This is a genomic window from Porphyromonas uenonis 60-3 (assembly GCF_000174775.1).
Lineage (GTDB): Bacteria > Bacteroidota > Bacteroidia > Bacteroidales > Porphyromonadaceae > Porphyromonas > Porphyromonas uenonis_A.
Map to the genome: position 1 here is coordinate 43,104 of NZ_ACLR01000182.1, position 17,370 is coordinate 60,473.

At 52.3% G+C, this 17,370-nt stretch carries 16 protein-coding genes; 11 read left to right on the top strand and 5 right to left on the bottom strand.

Annotated elements, in window-relative coordinates:
* Positions 1-30: 30 nt before the first annotated feature.
* From PORUE0001_RS07035 to PORUE0001_RS07055, 5 genes are all read right to left on the bottom strand, one after another.
* On the bottom strand, positions 31-1,296 hold the full coding sequence (locus tag PORUE0001_RS07035; protein ID WP_007365833.1) for a hemolysin family protein: 1,266 nt from the start codon (positions 1,294-1,296) through the stop codon (positions 31-33).
* 68 nt (positions 1,297-1,364) lie between these two features.
* Positions 1,365-1,973: an LPS export ABC transporter periplasmic protein LptC gene (lptC, locus tag PORUE0001_RS07040; protein ID WP_007365754.1), complete on the bottom strand. Its 609-nt coding sequence runs from the start codon at positions 1,971-1,973 to the stop codon at positions 1,365-1,367.
* A 132-nt stretch (positions 1,974-2,105) separates the two neighbouring features.
* Complete coding sequence (locus PORUE0001_RS07045; protein WP_007365817.1) at positions 2,106-3,476, bottom strand: tetratricopeptide repeat protein; 1,371 nt, start codon at positions 3,474-3,476, stop codon at positions 2,106-2,108.
* A gap of 36 nt (positions 3,477-3,512) precedes the next feature.
* The gene (locus PORUE0001_RS07050) at positions 3,513-4,820 is read right to left on the bottom strand and encodes a hypothetical protein (RefSeq protein WP_007365803.1); all 1,308 of its coding nucleotides are present in this window, start codon (positions 4,818-4,820) and stop codon (positions 3,513-3,515) included.
* Positions 4,821-4,876: 56 nt separating this feature from the next.
* The gene (locus PORUE0001_RS07055) at positions 4,877-5,659 is read right to left on the bottom strand and encodes a type III pantothenate kinase (protein WP_039865766.1); all 783 of its coding nucleotides are present in this window, start codon (positions 5,657-5,659) and stop codon (positions 4,877-4,879) included.
* A gap of 312 nt (positions 5,660-5,971) precedes the next feature.
* Here PORUE0001_RS07055 and PORUE0001_RS07060 point away from each other — a divergent pair, with 312 nt between their 5' ends.
* The 11 genes from PORUE0001_RS07060 (at position 5,972) to PORUE0001_RS07110 (ending at position 17,332) form a co-directional block, all read left to right on the top strand.
* A complete protein-coding gene (locus PORUE0001_RS07060; RefSeq protein ID WP_007365849.1) occupies positions 5,972-7,138 on the top strand; it encodes an OmpA family protein in 1,167 nt (388 codons plus the stop codon).
* Between the two features lie 51 nt (positions 7,139-7,189).
* Positions 7,190-8,356 (top strand): OmpA family protein, encoded by a 1,167-nt coding sequence (locus PORUE0001_RS07065; protein ID WP_007365788.1) that lies wholly within the window; start codon positions 7,190-7,192, stop codon positions 8,354-8,356.
* Between the two features lie 785 nt (positions 8,357-9,141).
* A complete protein-coding gene (locus tag PORUE0001_RS07070) occupies positions 9,142-9,540 on the top strand; it encodes a DUF1573 domain-containing protein (protein ID WP_007365720.1) in 399 nt (132 codons plus the stop codon).
* 127 nt (positions 9,541-9,667) lie between these two features.
* Entirely contained in the window at positions 9,668-10,765 is a 1,098-nt protein-coding gene (locus PORUE0001_RS07075; RefSeq protein WP_039865767.1) for a DUF1573 domain-containing protein, read from the top strand.
* Between the two features lie 110 nt (positions 10,766-10,875).
* Positions 10,876-11,979, top strand: coding sequence for a methylmalonyl Co-A mutase-associated GTPase MeaB (meaB, locus tag PORUE0001_RS07080; protein WP_007365735.1), 1,104 nt, complete (start codon positions 10,876-10,878; stop codon positions 11,977-11,979).
* Between the two features lie 48 nt (positions 11,980-12,027).
* Positions 12,028-12,360: a hypothetical protein gene (locus PORUE0001_RS07085; RefSeq protein ID WP_007365799.1), complete on the top strand. Its 333-nt coding sequence runs from the start codon at positions 12,028-12,030 to the stop codon at positions 12,358-12,360.
* 19 nt (positions 12,361-12,379) lie between these two features.
* A complete protein-coding gene (trmB, locus tag PORUE0001_RS07090) occupies positions 12,380-13,174 on the top strand; it encodes a tRNA (guanosine(46)-N7)-methyltransferase TrmB (protein ID WP_007365792.1) in 795 nt (264 codons plus the stop codon).
* A 29-nt stretch (positions 13,175-13,203) separates the two neighbouring features.
* A complete protein-coding gene (locus PORUE0001_RS07095; RefSeq protein ID WP_007365821.1) occupies positions 13,204-14,319 on the top strand; it encodes an Mrp/NBP35 family ATP-binding protein in 1,116 nt (371 codons plus the stop codon).
* A 179-nt stretch (positions 14,320-14,498) separates the two neighbouring features.
* Entirely contained in the window at positions 14,499-15,866 is a 1,368-nt protein-coding gene (locus PORUE0001_RS07100; protein WP_007365789.1) for a DUF6242 domain-containing protein, read from the top strand.
* 18 nt (positions 15,867-15,884) lie between these two features.
* On the top strand, positions 15,885-16,619 hold the full coding sequence (locus tag PORUE0001_RS07105) for a hypothetical protein (RefSeq protein ID WP_039865768.1): 735 nt from the start codon (positions 15,885-15,887) through the stop codon (positions 16,617-16,619).
* Complete coding sequence (locus PORUE0001_RS07110; RefSeq protein ID WP_007365786.1) at positions 16,616-17,332, top strand: isoprenyl transferase; 717 nt, start codon at positions 16,616-16,618, stop codon at positions 17,330-17,332. Before PORUE0001_RS07105 ends, PORUE0001_RS07110 begins: the two co-directional genes overlap by 4 nt.
* Positions 17,333-17,370: the final 38 nt, after the last annotated feature.

Below are 17,370 nucleotides of genomic sequence, written 5' to 3' on the forward strand. Positions count from 1 at the left end.
TAGGTGGCAAAGGTAGTTAAAATTCAGTTATCAGAGGTCTTTCCACATCTTGACGAGTTCGATACGGGTATCCGTTGACTTGATTATATCAAAGTGTAGCTTGCCGATCACGATCTGCTCACCAGGCACAGGGATGCGCTCGAGGTGATGGATGATCAGTCCTGCGATGGTGATGTACTCATCATCGGTGGGGAGAGCGAGCCCCCACTGCTCATTCGCATCATCGATCTCTAGTCGTCCGCTGAAGGTGTAGGTCCCGTCGGCATTGTGCTTAGATACGATTTTGTTTTGATCATGCTCGTCCTCAATGTCTCCGAAGATCTCCTCAACAAGGTCCTCGAGGGTGATCAGTCCAGAGGTGCCTCCCAGCTCGTCGATGACGATGGCGATGGACTTCTTGCGCTGCATGAGGATACCCATGAGCTTCTGCCCATTCATGCTCTCTGGGACGAAGACTGCCGTGCGGACACGCCCCTGCCAGTCGGGACCTTTGAACATCTCTGCCGAGTGAATGTAGCCTAGTACGTTGTCTATGTTCTCTCGGTAGACGATAATCTTGGTTAGACCCGTAGAGATAAAGAGCGAGGTGAGTGTCTCCGCATCTGTGCCGATCTCACAGGAGACGATCTCGTTGCGGGGTATCATGCAGTCTCGCACTTGTGTGGTGGAGAAGTCGATAGCGTTTTGAATGATCTTGACCTCGGTGTCAAGGTCGCTGGAGCCCTCTCCGCTTTGGCTCATGTTGAGGTAGTTATCTAGGTCTAGGGTCGTGAGCTTGGGGTGCTCTTCAGTGGCGGGCATAGCGCCTTTGGGCAATAGGAGCATGAAGAGCTTGGAGAGCCCTATGGAGAAGAGTGTGATGGGGTAGAGGAGTATGTGAAAGAATCCCGAGGGCAGAGCTTTGCGATACATCTGCTCGTTGGGATTCATGCGATTGCGCGCCTTGGGTAGGTACTCTCCGAAGATGACGATGATGAAGGTGGAAATGAGCGAATTGACCGTGATCTGGAAGACGGGACTACTGCTGATAGAGGTGAGCACGGGGGCGAAGAGCCGAGCCATGAGCATACCGTAGATGACCAGCACGATATTGTTGCCGACGAGTAGGGACGTGATGAAGCGATCTGGCCGACGGTAGAGCATCGACAAGGTACGCCCGACGACCCCTCCGCGATTGCTGTCGAGCTTTAGCCGCAGACGATCTGCCGAGAGGTAAGCAATCTCAGTCCCTGAGAAGAACCCCGAGAGGAGTAGGAGCAGGACTATATATACTAGTAACCAAATCGTATCAGCCATGTAATGGATCTCTAGCTGTATGCTTCATATGTCTGCAAAGATAGTGGAAATATGCGCATCACGACATGCTACTGACTCATCTCGGGATCATCCTTTACGAGCATCTGACCACTGCTCCCGTGGAAGGTGTAGCGGGTAAACTGCTCGTCGCTCTCGAAGTTGCACCCCTGTATCTTTCGCTCTGGGGTCTCTATCCATACACTGTCTGGTGTGTAGATGCGCTTCTCCTCTTGATCCCAGTAGAGGAGGTGGGAGTAAAAGCGTGAGCCCGCACGGTTACGCACGTTGATCTCGCCATGTAGCTCCCATAGCTTGCGGTCTGTCCAGTAAAAGGCTGAGTCTGCCTCTACGAAGACGGTCGTACTGTCCCGCTCGTCAAACTGCTCGGTGTAGATCCCTCGAGGGAAATACCAGTGAGCCTCACGACCTACTTTTTCGTTCTTATTATACACGTACCACTCGGGCGTGATAAGTCTGTACTGGGTGATGCCTGAGTCGGCGACGAGGGCACGCACATCTCTCGTGTACATTGAGTAGGCTGTCTCGGGATCTAGACCTACGTCGGAGAGTGGCGGGGGATCCTTGCGCTGACAACTGGTCACGACAAGCAGACTCCCCGCCAAGAGGCATAGGAGTGTCCGCATCATCTGCACGGTGCTACTATTGTCGTGTCTCATAGGGTGATGGTTGAGGGATATAACAAAAGTCAGCCAGTATAGCGAGTCTCATTGTCTTGCTAAGCTGGCTGACTTTTCTAGTTGTTGTGAGATCTATAGATGTGCCCCACAGTGTGTGGGAACGTGACTTCCTTAGCGGATGCGTGTAGACTCTCCAATCCAACCGCCTACGTAGAAGGAGTCTCCCACATTCAGGTTAGGATCAAAGAAGATATCCTGCTGAGAGGGTAGCTGCCTTGAGTATTGACTGATGAGTCTGCCAGCCTCACCAGAGACGCTACTGTCGATGCTACGAGCTCTCTGTAGCTTGTCGATAGCTAGACCGTAGACGAGACGCTGTCTGAGAGGATCGCCCGGGAAGATGCTCTTGGCGGAGGCTGCGTACATCTGAGCGATGAGGATAAGCGGAGCACCAAAGGAAGGATTGGCAGCCATAGCCTTGTTGCAGTACTGACGCGCAGATGCATAGCTATGAGCCTTCATGTCGATGACGCCAAGCGTGTAGTATGCCGTAGCCTGAAGACGCTTGTCTGAGGTGAGAGAGACAGCGTCTATGAGATACTGCTTAGCTTGACTCATCTGTCCCTTGTTGATGCAGTCAGAGGCTAAGCCCATAGCAGAGGCTGCGGTAGGCTTGATGTTGTAGAGGTAGCGACTAGCGGTAGCGTAGAGAGGACTGTTCTCACACTTAGCATAGCGAAACATATCCAGCATCGCCTGTAGGTACTTGACGTTGTCTTTGTTCTTCTCTAGGCCTTCGCCATAGATCTTGATAAGCATGTTGCAATCAGCTAGACCACTTGTGGCAAAAAGCTCGTCGAGTTGCCCCTTGAGGGTCTGAAGATGTTGTAGCTTGACAGTGTCGCCAGCCTCAGTGAGGTTGTCTACGTCTGCCTGTAGGATACCGTTGCCCGTCATGTAGTCATCTACATAGTGCTCGTGCCAACTGGGGTTCCCGATTGCCTTATTCATAGATGAGAAGACGAAGAAGTATACTAGCTGGCTCTCGGTCTGATCACCCATCTCATCAACGACAGGCTTAGCCCACTCGTAGATCTTGTCATAGCTAACCTTGTCACCGTAGAGACGTAGGTAGTCATTGATCTTAGCCGTGGTTATGTAGTCCTTGCCATACTTAGGGTCATCGCCAAAGTACTTGATACGCATGTCGTAGAGCTTGAATAGCTTCTCGATAGCGTCTTGACGAGCAGCATCGTTCTCGGCCTTCTCAATCTTCCAGTTTATGATCTGCACGCCATAGAGGTAGATGTTCTTTGTGGAGCCTGGACACTTCTCCAGCGCCTCCAGCCAGAAGGGGTAAGCCTCCTTAAAGTTCTTAGCCTTGACATAAGTGGTGAAAAGGCTAATGTTTTGTCGGCACTGAATGCTATCATCTCCAGAGCCAAATGGTGTTCCCGTCTCTACGCCCGTCTGAGCTCCCAGCGTCAGTGCCGTCGCTAGCAGGACGAGTATGGAGGTTATCAGTAGATTCTTCAGTTTCATAATTGTCTGTATGGCTTAGTGCTTATATAAAAGGTTTTAATCAAGTTTGATTGGGTTGAACCACGCCTCGTTGAAGCGTAGTGCCACTCCCAGTGTCAGATAGTGCTCCGCTAGTCCTGTGCGGCTAGAGGGGAGCAGGTAGGAGTACCCGAGCGTTACGTCCACATGCGAGCGTCTGTCCACGAGTGGTAGTCCGAGTCCCAGATTAGCTCCTATCTGGTAGTAGGAGTTGTGCCCTCCTAGGCTGTTGGGGATACGTAGGTATGCGTTCTCTCCCTGCAGACCAGCGCGATAAGCTATGCGCTGTCCGTAGCTTGAGGAGCGCTCGTTAGGTATCCACGACATGCCTAGCGCCACTTGCCACTGGTCTACCCCCTGGTAGTCTAGTGATTGGTTCGTGGCAAGAGCCTCGCCCCATCTACTGTATTTGACATCCGCTCCAGCGATAAGTTTATTCTCTATCTGATACGCTAGACCCGCGCTGAAGACGTGTGGACGGGCAAAGAGTGACTTACTAGTGATCGTATCCGTTTGGATGACTTGAGCTCCCTTGCCAGTCACGGTCTCCGTCTGGAGAGAGAGCTGTCTGCTCCACATAGGGAGCTTGGGCTCGTAGGTAAGACCTATATTGATCTGGTGCCCCTCAGCTGAGAGTGGTATGATCCCCTGAGTACCGATGCGTACACCCACCGAGCGAATGCGGAGGTGGTCAAGGAAAGTCGGATTCAGACTCTCCTTAATATCGTATGTGATGCGACGCTCATGCTGTATATTGCCAAAGAGGTACGAAGCGTTGACACCAAGCGACCAGTAGGGAAGAGGCTTCCAAGCGAAGCCTAGATAAACCTCCTGTAGGTTGCCCTCTCCCTTGTAAGCATGCGCAGCGTAGTGATCCTGGACACCTGGTACCGAGACCTTTGTGCCGTAGCGATAGCCGACAGTCGAGTAGGGAACCAGTCCTGCACTGGCGGCAAAGTGCTTACCGAGTGGTATCAAAGCCGTGGCATAGTCGAAGTTGCCCACCATACGTGTGTCACGCTTTCCCGCTTCGGAGAGCATATTCATACCCGTAGAGAGTCCGAAGTCAAAGAGGAACGTCATCGAGTCCACTGCCGTGTAGGAGGCTGGGTTGGCTGGGTTGATAATCATGTTGTCTCGTATAGCGGTCGTCAGTCCACCCATTCCCCTGAGGGCATGAGGCGTCTGCTTGTCTAGCCGACCCAAGCCGAAGCGACTGTAAGGCGACTCCGTGTTATTGCTCTGTGCGGAGGCTGTGATCGGCATTAGGAAGATAGTCGCTAGGAGCGTTACTATGGTAGTGATGCGTGCTATGTGTCGAGACATATATGCTGTATTATAATAAGGGGTGGTAGCTGTGGCCGTCGCGAACTACGGATCGGTTAACTATCGTGCGAGCGTGCTACTTGATACTGAAGTATGTCACGTAGCCCTCGTTCGACTAAGTTTGTCTCCACAAAGGTCGGATATTTTAGCCACTTGACAAAATCCACCGCATATCCGCCCGTGATCCAGACCTCTAAGCTAGGGTAGCGCTTGCGTAGACCCTCTATATAGGAGTCTATCTCGTGGACAATGCTTCGAGCCACACCCAGCCATATAGCTTGATCCGTCTGCTCGCCTAGCTCTTGGTGCCATAAGTCTAGATGTGACTGGATGTCAGACCACGGCACACGAGGTAGCCGAGCCGTGTAGTCATGTAGTGCTTGAAGTCGTAGCTCAGGACCTGGGGATATGTTGCCACCCATGTATCGTCTCTCGGGTAGGAGCAGGTCGTAGGTGATGGCGGTGCCAATGTCAATGACCAGCGAGGGCTCCGTCGTAAGCTGAGCTACGCCGACGACACTGGCTATGCGATCTACCCCCAGGCACTGCCTATCGTACTGCACCTCTGCTAGAGGTAGTGGAGTCTCAGCGTCAAGCGTGACAAAGCGTTGGCAGATGCCTTTGATCGACTCTAGCCAAGGTGCCTCTCGCTCTCCCACGGAGCTGTAGATAGCGTATAGAGGTTGCTCTGGCAACTGGTACATGCGCAGTAGCTCCAGTAGTTGGTCGCTGGAGGGAGGCTCGGGGTAGAGTCGTGTCGGGTAGAGCTGAGCGTCCGTCGCTAGCGCGACTTTCAGACGACTATTACCCTGATCTATGAGGATGTACGTATGAGACATAGGGGTCGTACTACAGCTTTGCGACACAAAGGTACAGCTTTTGGTGATTAGAGACGAGAGATCCTTAGTGTGGGGCAAACGTTGGAAGGCCTTTCCTACGAGGAGCGCTGACGGCGCATTGGAATTCAATGTGGAAGCTTTGAAGGATAAATTTCCCCTCAATCTTGTAATTCATTTGGCTACGTCAATAAATAATACTACTTTTGCAGTGTATTGCGTGTCTTAGCATACCGATCTTCGGGTGCGAAGAGTACTCTAAGACACCCTAAACTAACTAATCAGAAACAAACCAGTAACAAGACAAAGTATATTATGAAAGTAAAGTTCTTTCTGATCTCCCTCTTGTTGGGAGTTACTACTCTAACGCTGAGTGCGCAGGAGACTGCAGCACCTCAAGCTGGCACAAAGCCTGTCTACAAGACAACCTTTGAGCATGGCACAGCAGCAGATCATTGGTTCCTTACGCTACAGGGTGGCGTAGGAGCTCAGTTCATCTCCTGCAACGATGCGAAGCCCTTTATGGATCGCCTCCAGATGTCTTACTCGCTCTCTCTGGGCAAGTACCACACTCCTTCTTTTGCTACGCGCCTTAACCTAGTTGGCGCTCAGGCTCACACTTATTATAAGGTGGGTGACGAGCTCAAGAACTACGAGACGAGCTTCGTAGGCGCTCACTACGACTTCATGTTTGACATCGTCAATCACTTCAGCCGTTACAATGCTAAGCGTGTCTTCCACATCATCCCATTTGCAGGTGTGGGCTACAACATGAAGTTCAACAAAGCCTTCGAGGATCTACATCACACAGCAGCTATCGACGCTGGTCTACAGCTCCAGTTCCGTCTTGGTCGTCGTGCTGATCTCGTCATCGAGGGTAAGGCTATCTACAACAACTTCAACTTTGACTACAGCAACTGCCCAAAGGCTAAGGTCTGGAATCCTAATGCCTACAACGGTCTCTACGGAGCCCTCACGGCTGGTCTTAACTTCCGCATGGGTGGTGTCGAGTGGACAGAGGTTGTCCCCATGGACTACAACCTGATCAACGATCTCAACAGTCAGATCAGCTCACTCCGTGCTGAGAATGCTGAGCTCAGCAAGCGTCCCGTCTCTTGCCCTGAGTGCCCCGAGCTAGCAGCACAGCCTGCTAAGACTACCGAGGTTATGTCTGACAAGACGATCCTCTTCAAGTTTGACAGCTCACGCATTGACAAGAACCAGATGATTACGCTCTACAACGTTAGCGAGTATGTCAAGGCTCACAACACGCCTATCCTAGTCATCGGCTACACCGATACAACGGGTAATGCTCAGTACAACCTAGGTCTATCTGAGCGTCGTGCTAAGGCTGTTGCTAAGGCTCTTGTCAACGACTTCGGCGTATCTGCTGACATGATCACGACTCAGTGGGAGGGCGCTACAGACAAGCTGTTTGATACGAAGGCTTGGAACCGTGTCGTCATCATCCGCTCTAAGTAAGTCGTATAGCTCACTCAAATCATCAATCTACGAATTAAACACACTAGAAATATGAAAGCAAAAGTATTTATGCTATCACTCGTTGTTGCCCTAACAGCTTTCGTAGCTCAAGCTCAGGAGGCTTCACAGGTCGACAACCGCCCCGCATACAAGACGGAGTTTGAGCAAGATCCAGCTGCTCACTGGTTCATCGAGCTACACGGAGGTGCTGCTATGCTACCTTTCGGCAATAAGGCTAATGGTGAGGCTGAGTTTGTAAACCGCATATCTCCCATCGCCAGCCTTTCGTTCGGACGTTGGCACTCTCCTTACTTTGCTACTCGTCTACGTGGCTACGCTTGGAATGTATATAGCTTTGACAAGCTCCCTGGTGCTACTGAGGTAACACGTTATCAAAACCTCTTCGGAGCTGCCTCACTAGAGTTTATGTTTGACCTGGTCAACTACTTCGCTCCATACAGAGAGAACCGCGTCTTCCACCTCGTTCCTTTCGTTGGTCTAGGTGGTCATATGAAGTTCTACTCAGCAGACGATAAGAGCGGTGACAAGCTCGGTACGGAGAATGACTACAGCGGTCTCCTCAACGGTGGTCTCGCTCTCAAGTTCCGTCTAGGCAAGCGTGTCGACCTCAACCTCGAGTGTCAGATGATGGTCTCTAAGAACAACTTCCAGGGCACCTATACCGTTCATCAGCCAGCTGATGTCACAGCACTTGCATCTGCAGGTCTGACCTTCAAGCTTGGTAAGGTAGAGTTCCAGCCAGTTACTCCTATGGACTACGACCTCGTCAACGACCTCAACGGTCAGATTAGCTCACTGCGTGCTCAGAATGCTGAGCTCAGCAAGCGTCCTGTATCTTGCCCTGAGTGCCCAGAGGCTGCTCCTGCTAAGACCTCAGCTGTCATTGAGAATGTCGTAGCCTTCCGTATCGGTAGCGCTAAGATTGACAAGAACCAGATGATCAACGTCTACAACTCTGCTGAGGCTGCTAAGGCAAACGGTGGCAAGATCTACATCGTAGGCTATGCTGACGAGCAGACTGGTAATGCCAAGATCAACATGTCACTCTCTCAGCGTCGTGCTGAGGCTGTCAAGAAGGCTCTTGTAAACAAATACGGAGTCAACCCAGACAACATCGTCATCGACTACAAGGGTGATACCGTACAGCCATTCGCTACCAACGAGTGGAACCGCGTCGCTATCATCGATATCAAGTAATCGACTGCAACGACAACTATATCTTGACGTCATAAGGCTAGGCTAGGAGCACTCCTAGATAAGCGCTAGCTAGACGAGCAAGCAACAAATAAGAGAGGTGGTGATCTATAGGTCGCCACCTCTCTTCCTATTTACCCCGCTCAGGCTCACTGTAGCGACAGGTCTAGATCCGATTTTGTCGGATAGACTTCTGGCTAATTGACACATACCGTACGCACTCCTCACGGAGCTATTTCCAAATAGCTCACGAGAAAACGAAAAATCCCCACGGAGCCGGGAAATAAAAGTTCGGAAGAATGAAATGAAAGTTCGGAAGAAAGAAATCAAAGTTCCGAAGAATTTTTTTATTCCTCCGTGGAGGATCAAAAATTCATCCCGAGGAAATCGCTGATTTCCTCAAGGGCGTGGCGTCGGAGTCATTGTAGGGCCTCGGAGTGCGTCGAAGGAGTTAGAGAGGGGAGAAGTTAGAGATTAGAGGTTAGAGAGGAAACGCTTGGGACGAGTAATCGTCGTAGGGACGCTCGACTGAGCGTCCATTGTGTCAAGGCGATACGTGTAACGATTGTAGGAACGCACAGTCGGATTTGCGTAATTGATTTCTGTATCATTAGAAAATAGTATATTTGCAGTGCGTAGGTTGCGTCCACTCCATTCTGTCGCATGTGTGGCGGACACTGGACGACCTACTAGGTGAGGCGATGGGGCGCTGAGAGGCTTACCCGCTGGATCAGAGTTCTATAGCCGTACCAGTCATATAGAGTATAAATCTTAAGACTACAAAGTTTATGAAACGCATTGCAATCCTAACAACGATCCTCCTCCTCTGTGCTACACTAGCTGGAGCTCAGAACAAGCAAACTGGCAAGCAGTCTGGTCCTCAGATCACCGCTACGGAGACTGAGTTTGACTTTGGCTCGATCAAGGAGGTTGATGGCCCTGTCAGTCATACCTTTACGATCAAGAACACAGGTACAGCACCCCTCGTGCTCACTCGTGTCGTAGCCTCTTGTGGCTGCACGAAGCCTGAGTTTGAGACAGCACCTATAGCTCCAGGTAAGAGCACTACGATCAAGGTGACCTACAACCCTGCTGGACGTCCTGGTCAATTCGTCAAGACCATCTCTGTCTATAGCAATGGCAAGGATGGTAGCTACATTCTACGCATCAAGGGTATTGTCGAGTAGTCCTACTACTGTAAGAGAGTTAGGACTCTACAGTCACTTGAAGCGATACACGCTCAGCCCTAGAGCCTTCATCACGAAGGCGATGGGGTGGAGGAGTGTATCTCAAGCGAACTAAGATAGATAGTGTATGGCTACAAGACGAATGGTAGCTCTCCTGCTTTGCCTTGCCACTACCCTATGTGTAGTACGTGCACAGCAGACGGAGAAGATGATTGACTCGCTCTCAGCGATCCACAACTTCGGGACGATAGCTGAGGAGCGGGGGACGGTGTCGCATAGCTTCACCTTGCGCAACGTCTCTGACCAGCCGATGGTCATCCTGCGTGTCAATACGGACTGTGGCTGTACGACCCCTACATATGATCGTACCGCTGTAGCTCCTGGCGATTCGATACCTATCCAGATCACCTACAATCCGCTAAATCGTCCAGGCTCTTTCGTCAAGTATACCCGTGTCTACACCTCCGTAGATCCGAGTAGGCCTGTCAAGCTGACGATCAAGGGCAATGTAGCTACACTTGGTAGGCAGACCCCAACGAATGCGCTCTACCAGCAAGAGATCGGAGCGCTACAGGTGAGTAACCTCTTTCTAGACTTCCCGCTACAGCCTGCTGGCGAAGAGAATACGATTCGCCTGATGCTCAACAATCCGACGGGTCAGCCTCTAGAGGTGTCACTGGATACAGTGCCTAGCTTCCTGTCTACTAGTATAAGCCGAGCTACGTTGGCGGCTTACGAGCCTGAGGAGATCTTTCTAAAGGCACATAATGACGGGTCGATAGCGCCTGGCATTCACAAAGGGTGGATAGGCATCACCGTACATACGCAGGACGGCGAGTCAGACCTCTCGGGTGGAGTGATGGTACGACTTGTGATGCCTCCCAGCTTTGTCAAGGGAGCACCAACACCTCGTGCCGATCTGAAGACTTACCAGCGTCTGACCGACTTGACCCCAGAAGATCAAGTCTATGAGGGAACTGTCGCCCTAAAGAATGATGGCGAAGCCCCTATGCAGCTCTACTCAGTGGAGAGCAATACCGTCTTCCTGACCATCTTGGATTACCCGAAGACGATAGCTCCAGGTGCTAGTGCCGACATACGCTATCAGCTCAAGCTGGAGGGCGTGGATCGCTCACGTCGAGCTCTCAAGGCAAACTTTGACCTCCTGCTCAACGATCCGAATGCTCCGCTACGCAACGTCCTGATCGTCGTTCCTAAGCGATAGACTAAAGCCATCGGAGCTATCAGAATAACTGGATTTCTAACCTCTAATCTCTAGCTTCTAATCTCTAGCTTCTAACCTCTAGTTTCTAATCTCTAACCTCTAAATCCTCCATGCTCACAAACGATCATCCTGAGAATGACCCTCGCTATGCGGGTCTCAAGGTGAATAAAGGTGTCTCCGTCCAGCCTATGGTCAATCCCTATCTGCGCCAGCAACGGGTACAGCGTGAGGACTATCCCGCTGAGCGCTATATAGAGGAGATCCTAGCGGGCAATCGTACCTTCCTGGCTCGTGCCGTGACGCTCGTCGAGAGTACACGTCACGATCATCAGCTCAAGGCGCAGCAGATACTGGAGGGTTGCTTGCCATACAGTGGGCAGTCGATGCGTGTCGGTATCACGGGCGTGCCTGGAGCTGGCAAGAGTACGTCGATAGATGCCTTCGGCATGCACCTCATCAAGCAGGGACACAAGCTGGCGGTGCTGGCGATAGACCCTAGTAGTGAGATCTCTAAGGGAAGTATCCTAGGCGACAAGACACGCATGGAGCGCCTTTCACGGGAGGAGCGTGCTTTCATTCGTCCGAGTGCTAGTAGCTCTTCGCTGGGTGGTGTGGCGCGCAAGACGCGTGAGACCATTATCCTCTGCGAGGCTGCTGGCTTTGACACGGTCTTCGTTGAGACGGTGGGGGTAGGGCAGAGTGAGACGGCAGTACACTCGATGGTCGACTTCTTCCTCTTGATTCAGCTGGCTGGTACAGGCGATGAGTTGCAAGGTATCAAGCGCGGTATCATGGAGATGGCCGATGGAATCATCATCAACAAGGCTGATGGCGACAACGTTGACAAGGCTCGTCTGGCAGCGCAGCACTTTCGCAATGCGCTACAGCTCTTTCCCACTACCGAGTCGGGCTGGGAGCCGAAGGTCATGACCTACTCAGGACTGAAGGGGATAGGTATCAAGGAGATCTTTGACATGATCGATACTTATCGTCAGACGACTAAGGAGAGTGGCTACTTTGACTACAATCGTCGTCGGCAGGAGAAGTGGTGGATGTATGAGACGGTCAATGAGGAGCTTCGCCGCTCCTTCTACGACAATGAGCAGGTCAAGCAGCTTCAAGAGTCGGTAGAGCACGAGGTTCTGGAGAATCATATCACCCCCTTCGTGGGTGCGGGACGGCTCCTGGAGGCTTTCTACAAGTCGCTGAAGTAAAGGGGACGAGAGACACATTTAACCTATACATATAGACTACATATCAAGATGGCAGACTTAGACTTTGAGCAGCTTGATCGAGGTGCGGTTCAGTACATGCGCAATCATCTCGATCCCTCCTTTATCAAGGAGTATGACGATGATGAGATCTTTCTCTATGTGATGGATCTCTGTGACGACTATACTGAGACGCAGGGCGATGATGAGGAGGTCTGTCTAGACCTAGACGCAATGGCAGCTTATGTCTCTGATCACTTGAGTCAGGACATGGGCGTCAAGATGCACGAGGACGATGCGTACGATCTCGTCTCTACGCTCTACGACTACTATGCCGAGGAGGGGCTGGTCGATGTCATAGACACCGATGAGGATCAGGAGTAATTGATCCTGAGGAGCGCCTATGGCTAGACGTAAACTGGAGAAATTTGCCGACCTGCATAGCTATCCCAACGTGTATGAGTATGGCTATGCGGAGCTCTCTTCACCAGAGGTGGCGGGAGAGATAGCTGGCGGGTGGAGTGGGTGCGCCTTTGATGCGGATCGCCCGCTCGTCTTAGAGTTGGGCTGCGGACGAGGTGAGTACACGGTGGCACTGGCTCAGCAAGATGCTACGCACAACTATATTGGCGTGGACCGTAAGGGCGCACGTATGTGGCACGGAGCTACGGAGGCTCTAGACAAAGGGTTGACTAATGCGGCCTTCCTGCGTACGGACATTAACTTACTGCCACTAGCCTTTGCCCCTGGTGAGGTGAGTGAGCTTTGGATCACTTTCCCCGATCCGCAGATGAAGCGCACACGTGTTAGACTTCTCTCGTCAGCTTTCTTGGCTAGTTACAACCGCTATCTCAAGCCCGATGGAGTGGTGCACCTTAAGACCGATAGCACCTTCCTCTATGAGTACACGCTGAGCTTGTTGGAGGTCAATGGCGTGGAGCCTATCGTGGCGCTGGCAGACCTTTACCAAGAGGAATCTCTGCTGACACAGTACGGCATACCACGTGTCCTGACTCACTACGAGAAGCAGTGGCTAGGCAGAGGTAAGGTGATCAAGTATATCCGCTTTGCGCTACCTATGCGCGAGCAGTGGCTGGAGCCCGAAAGTGAGCCAGAGCATGACGACTATACCAGTTGGTCGCAAGTCCCTGGAGGACTCCTGCATCAAGTGGAGCGAGCGTTCGCTCAGGAAGAATAAAAGCTCAGACCAAGTAATCGAAACAAGATATGAATAGCTATACAACCGAGCAGGTACTCGATGCGCTACGCAATGTGCGCTACCCAGGTACGGGTACCGATATTGTCACGTCAGGTATCGTGACAGACGACATACAGATCGATGGACGACAGATCTCTCTGACGCTACACTTCCCCCGTGTGCGAGATCCGTTTGCTCGTTCCGTGGTCAAAGCGGCTGAGACCGCTATCCTCACCTTCCTAGATGCGAAGGCAGATGTGGCGGGTCGTATCAAGGCAACCTTTAGAGAGGAGCCTGAGCAGCCTGAAGTGGAGAACCCGCTCCCGATGGTTTCTAACACGATCGCCATCTTCAGTGGCAAGGGGGGCGTGGGCAAGAGTACGGTCACGAGCAATCTGGCGGTGGCTCTAGCTCGCCAAGGGTATAAAGTGGGGCTCCTTGATGCCGATATCTATGGTCCGTCGATGCCTAAGATGTTTCACTGTGAGGACGCTCGGCCTGTGGCTGAGGAGGTGGACGGCAAGGATCGCATCGCTCCGATCGTCGTGACTGAGGGGATCAAGATGCTCTCCATCGGCTTCTTCGTGAGTCCCAACCAAGCGCTCCTATGGCGTGGTACGATGGCTTCGAATGCGCTCAAGCAGATGCTTACCGAGGGTCACTGGGGAGAGTTGGACTACCTACTCATCGATATGCCTCCAGGAACGGGAGACATCGCTCTGACGCTGGTGCAGACGCTTCCACTCACGGGCGCTATCGTGGTGACCACACCGCAAGAGGTGGCGCTCGTCGATGCGATGAAGGGGATCAACCTCTTCCAGACGGATCCTGTCAATGTGCCTATCCTCGGCTTGGTGGAAAATATGTCATGGTTTACGCCTGCCGAGCTGCCCGACAATAAGTACTACATCTTCGGTCGTGACGGAGGCAAGCGATTGGCCGAGCAACTTCACATCCCGCTCTTGGGTCAGCTACCGCTCGTGCAGAGTGTCTGCGAGGCTGGCGATGCGGGAGAGCCGATAGCAGCGCAGAGTGATCAGGTGATGAGTCACTACTTCGCCGAGCTAGCCACGGCTGTGACGGAGCGCGTGCAGGAGAGGCTGACGATGGCTCCCGCCACCAAGCGGGTGCATGTGTCGCATTAGACTTTAGAGGTTAGAGATTAGACTTTAGAGATTAGACTTTAGAGGTTAGACTTTAGAGATTAGAGGTTAGATCTCTTCTCGTATCCTTTGGCGTGTAGTATCTCTAACCTCTAATCTCTAAAGTCTAACCTCTATTTTCGCGGGAAGTAGTATCTTTGTCTTCATATCAAGTATTCTATATGATTCGCACCATACAATCTCTCCATAGATACCTACTCCTCGCTGTAGCGTTGCTACCGCTCATCAGCCTGCCCTCCTGCCAGCGCAAGGCGCTCGTTGAGGATGTACAGGTAGAGAGCGTACTGATCTCAGAACTCAAGCTGAGTGACAAGTCTGTCCCTGAACTGGAGAAGACAATCTTCTCCATAGATCACCGAAAAGGATTGATATACAACGCTCGTCCGCTACCAAAGGGAACCAAAATAGGCAGGGTTAAGTTGAAGATAACAGCTTCTCCAGATGCACTGCCTAAGGTTTACATAGGCGGTGTCGAGCAGCCCTCTACGTCAGGGCTGGACACGATCAACATGTCCAAGTATGCGGAGGGGGTGCGCATCGTGATGCACCATCGCAAGAATGCCTCTCTGACCAAGGAGTACAAGCTCATGATAAACATCTACGACCGTGACCCCTATACCCACACATGGACGAAGTCAGCGCACGCAGCGCCAGCCGTAGCGATGAATGAAAATATCGTCCTGAGCCGTCTTGTGGACAATGGCGAGGCTTACTATTACTTCGCTCGCACCGCTATCGAGAGGCATCTATGGCGTGCCTCGCACAAGGAGCCTGAGTTATGGCAAGAGGTGACGATATCTACGCTTGACTCACCCATTATGGACATCGCAGAGCTGGGTGGCAGTGATGCAATCCTCTGTCTGCAGGAGAGCGGACAGATGGTCATCTATGAACATCAAGGTGGTAAGTGGAATCAGAGCAACGCTTTGCCTGGTAGAGCTTCTTACCTCTTGGGCAACCTATACTATAGAGGAGCGAATACCCCCCTCGTGGCTGTGAAGTCTACCGATGGCGTACATTTCGGCAGTGAACGTGGCATACGAGTGCCGAAGGCTTTCCCCCTTGAGGACAACGCTCGTCTCTCACTCACCATCGAGCATCATCCCGTATCCTTCCTAATTGGGGGCCCCGTAGCAGATACCACGGCACTGGTCTACACCACCTCCAACGGCCTTGACTGGCTCACGCCTCACGATGCCAAAGTGGTAAGTAAGATCTGGCCAAGCAGTCTGCCAGGAGCGATGATATATGAGCCAAAAGACCAAACGATACTGCTTGTCAAGCCTGCAGCTCGTCCTAAGCATGCTGAGCAACCAGCGATGCGTGTCTATGTATCGCTAGACCACGGCACTGTATGGCAGCCATTGACAGAGGAGTCGATACTTCCACCTCTCTACTATGACAAGGGGCAGAAGCATCAGCGTGGCTTAGCGCTTTACCGTGGCGATGATGGTCGCATTTATCTCTTCGGCGGACTAAAGGGTGGGGCGCCTACGCTTTGGATCGGGCAACCTATTCGCTTTAAGTAAGTATACCCTCGTAGACTTATGCCGACTCGCTCCTGCCTTCTGGCTCCTCTCCTCTTGATGCTCTGTGCTGTCTCGCTGACGGCGCAGGAGTATCGCTATGAGATGGGCGGATATGTAGGTGCTGCGTCCTATTTAGGGAATGCTAATAGGCGTATCCCCTTCGTACCGATCGGGGGAATGGGCGGAGTCGCTTTTCGCTATAATCACAACTTCCGGTTGGCCTTTTCGGGAGAACTGGGCTACAGCTTCCTCCCCTTCGACTGTCGCTATGCGCAGACAGACTATCCGCAGGCTAGGGAGGCTAATCAAGCTATCCGTGGTGCCTCTCATCTGCTAGCGCTAAATGGCTGGGCGGAGTACAACTTTGCTCACTACAGCGACAAGTTCCGCTACCTGCAGACTCGCTCTTTGGTACCTTATATAGGTGCTGGTCTTAGTGTCGGGACGACGCTCTCGGGGCACAAGATGGCTTTCCTGCCAGGGGCTGGCATCAAGACGGGGATCAAGTACAAGCTTCGCAATCGCCTTAACCTAATCGCCGCACTGCAAGGTATCTATTACCTTAGCTCCCACCTGGACACGCCTACGGAGCAGACGGGCTGGCTCAACAACCCTTACGGGATGCCAGCGAACTGGATCAAGGGGGGTGACGCTACGATAGGCTTGATCGTGAGTATAACCTATGAATTTGGCAAGCGTAGCGAACCTTGCCACGGATCGGACAGCTACCCTAACTGGCAGATACCAAAATGATGAAACAGCAGACTCCGCAACATATAGCCATCATCATGGACGGCAATGGTCGCTGGGCTCAGCGACGAGGCCTGTCGCGTAGCTATGGACACAAGCAGGGTGTCGATGCCCTGGAGACTATCCTCAGTGCCGTAGCCGATCGAGGCATCCCATATCTGACGGTTTACGCCTTCAGTACAGAGAACTGGAACCGCCCAGAGGCTGAGGTTAACTATATCATGCAGCTCCTAGCAGAGGGACTACATCACTACACGCCCCGCTTCATCAAGGAGGGAGTGCGGCTACGAGCCATTGGAGATATTGACCAGCTCCCCGCCGAAACGGCAGCGCAGCTCCGGGACTCCATGGAGCAGACCAAGGATGGCAAGCGGATCACCCTAGGCATGGCGCTGAGCTACTCCTCCTATACGGAGGTTAGTCATGCGATACAGCATATCGTCGCGGATGTGCAGTCGGGACGTCTCAGTAATGACGACCTGTCACGCCCCGATCTGATCAATGACTATCTCTACACCAGTGGCATGCCGATGCCCGACCTGCTCATTCGGACGGGTGGAGAGCAGCGGCTCTCGAACTTTCTCCTACTCCAATCAGCTTACACAGAGCTGTACTTCACAGACACATTATGGCCAGACTTTGATGAGGCAGAGCTGGACAAGGCGCTTGCAGACTTTGCCTTACGCCAGCGACGCTTCGGCACGGTGCCACAGTAAAACAAAGACCCATACATCACAGACCCATCAGATCTCCT

What these genes read in the sequence shown, in the direction of transcription:
- PORUE0001_RS07035 (WP_007365833.1), bottom strand. Translation starts at nt 1,296, where the DNA reads ATGGCTGATACGATTTGGTTACTAGTATATATAGTCCTGCTCCTACTC.
- lptC (WP_007365754.1), bottom strand. Translation starts at nt 1,973, where the DNA reads ATGAGACACGACAATAGTAGCACCGTGCAGATGATGCGGACACTCCTA.
- PORUE0001_RS07045 (WP_007365817.1), bottom strand. Translation starts at nt 3,476, where the DNA reads ATGAAACTGAAGAATCTACTGATAACCTCCATACTCGTCCTGCTAGCG.
- PORUE0001_RS07050 (WP_007365803.1), bottom strand. Translation starts at nt 4,820, where the DNA reads ATGTCTCGACACATAGCACGCATCACTACCATAGTAACGCTCCTAGCG.
- PORUE0001_RS07055 (WP_039865766.1), bottom strand. Translation starts at nt 5,659, where the DNA reads ATGTCTCATACGTACATCCTCATAGATCAGGGTAATAGTCGTCTGAAA.
- PORUE0001_RS07060 (WP_007365849.1), top strand. Translation starts at nt 5,972, where the DNA reads ATGAAAGTAAAGTTCTTTCTGATCTCCCTCTTGTTGGGAGTTACTACT.
- PORUE0001_RS07065 (WP_007365788.1), top strand. Translation starts at nt 7,190, where the DNA reads ATGAAAGCAAAAGTATTTATGCTATCACTCGTTGTTGCCCTAACAGCT.
- PORUE0001_RS07070 (WP_007365720.1), top strand. Translation starts at nt 9,142, where the DNA reads ATGAAACGCATTGCAATCCTAACAACGATCCTCCTCCTCTGTGCTACA.
- PORUE0001_RS07075 (WP_039865767.1), top strand. Translation starts at nt 9,668, where the DNA reads ATGGCTACAAGACGAATGGTAGCTCTCCTGCTTTGCCTTGCCACTACC.
- meaB (WP_007365735.1), top strand. Translation starts at nt 10,876, where the DNA reads ATGCTCACAAACGATCATCCTGAGAATGACCCTCGCTATGCGGGTCTC.
- PORUE0001_RS07085 (WP_007365799.1), top strand. Translation starts at nt 12,028, where the DNA reads ATGGCAGACTTAGACTTTGAGCAGCTTGATCGAGGTGCGGTTCAGTAC.
- trmB (WP_007365792.1), top strand. Translation starts at nt 12,380, where the DNA reads ATGGCTAGACGTAAACTGGAGAAATTTGCCGACCTGCATAGCTATCCC.
- PORUE0001_RS07095 (WP_007365821.1), top strand. Translation starts at nt 13,204, where the DNA reads ATGAATAGCTATACAACCGAGCAGGTACTCGATGCGCTACGCAATGTG.
- PORUE0001_RS07100 (WP_007365789.1), top strand. Translation starts at nt 14,499, where the DNA reads ATGATTCGCACCATACAATCTCTCCATAGATACCTACTCCTCGCTGTA.
- PORUE0001_RS07105 (WP_039865768.1), top strand. Translation starts at nt 15,885, where the DNA reads ATGCCGACTCGCTCCTGCCTTCTGGCTCCTCTCCTCTTGATGCTCTGT.
- PORUE0001_RS07110 (WP_007365786.1), top strand. Translation starts at nt 16,616, where the DNA reads ATGATGAAACAGCAGACTCCGCAACATATAGCCATCATCATGGACGGC.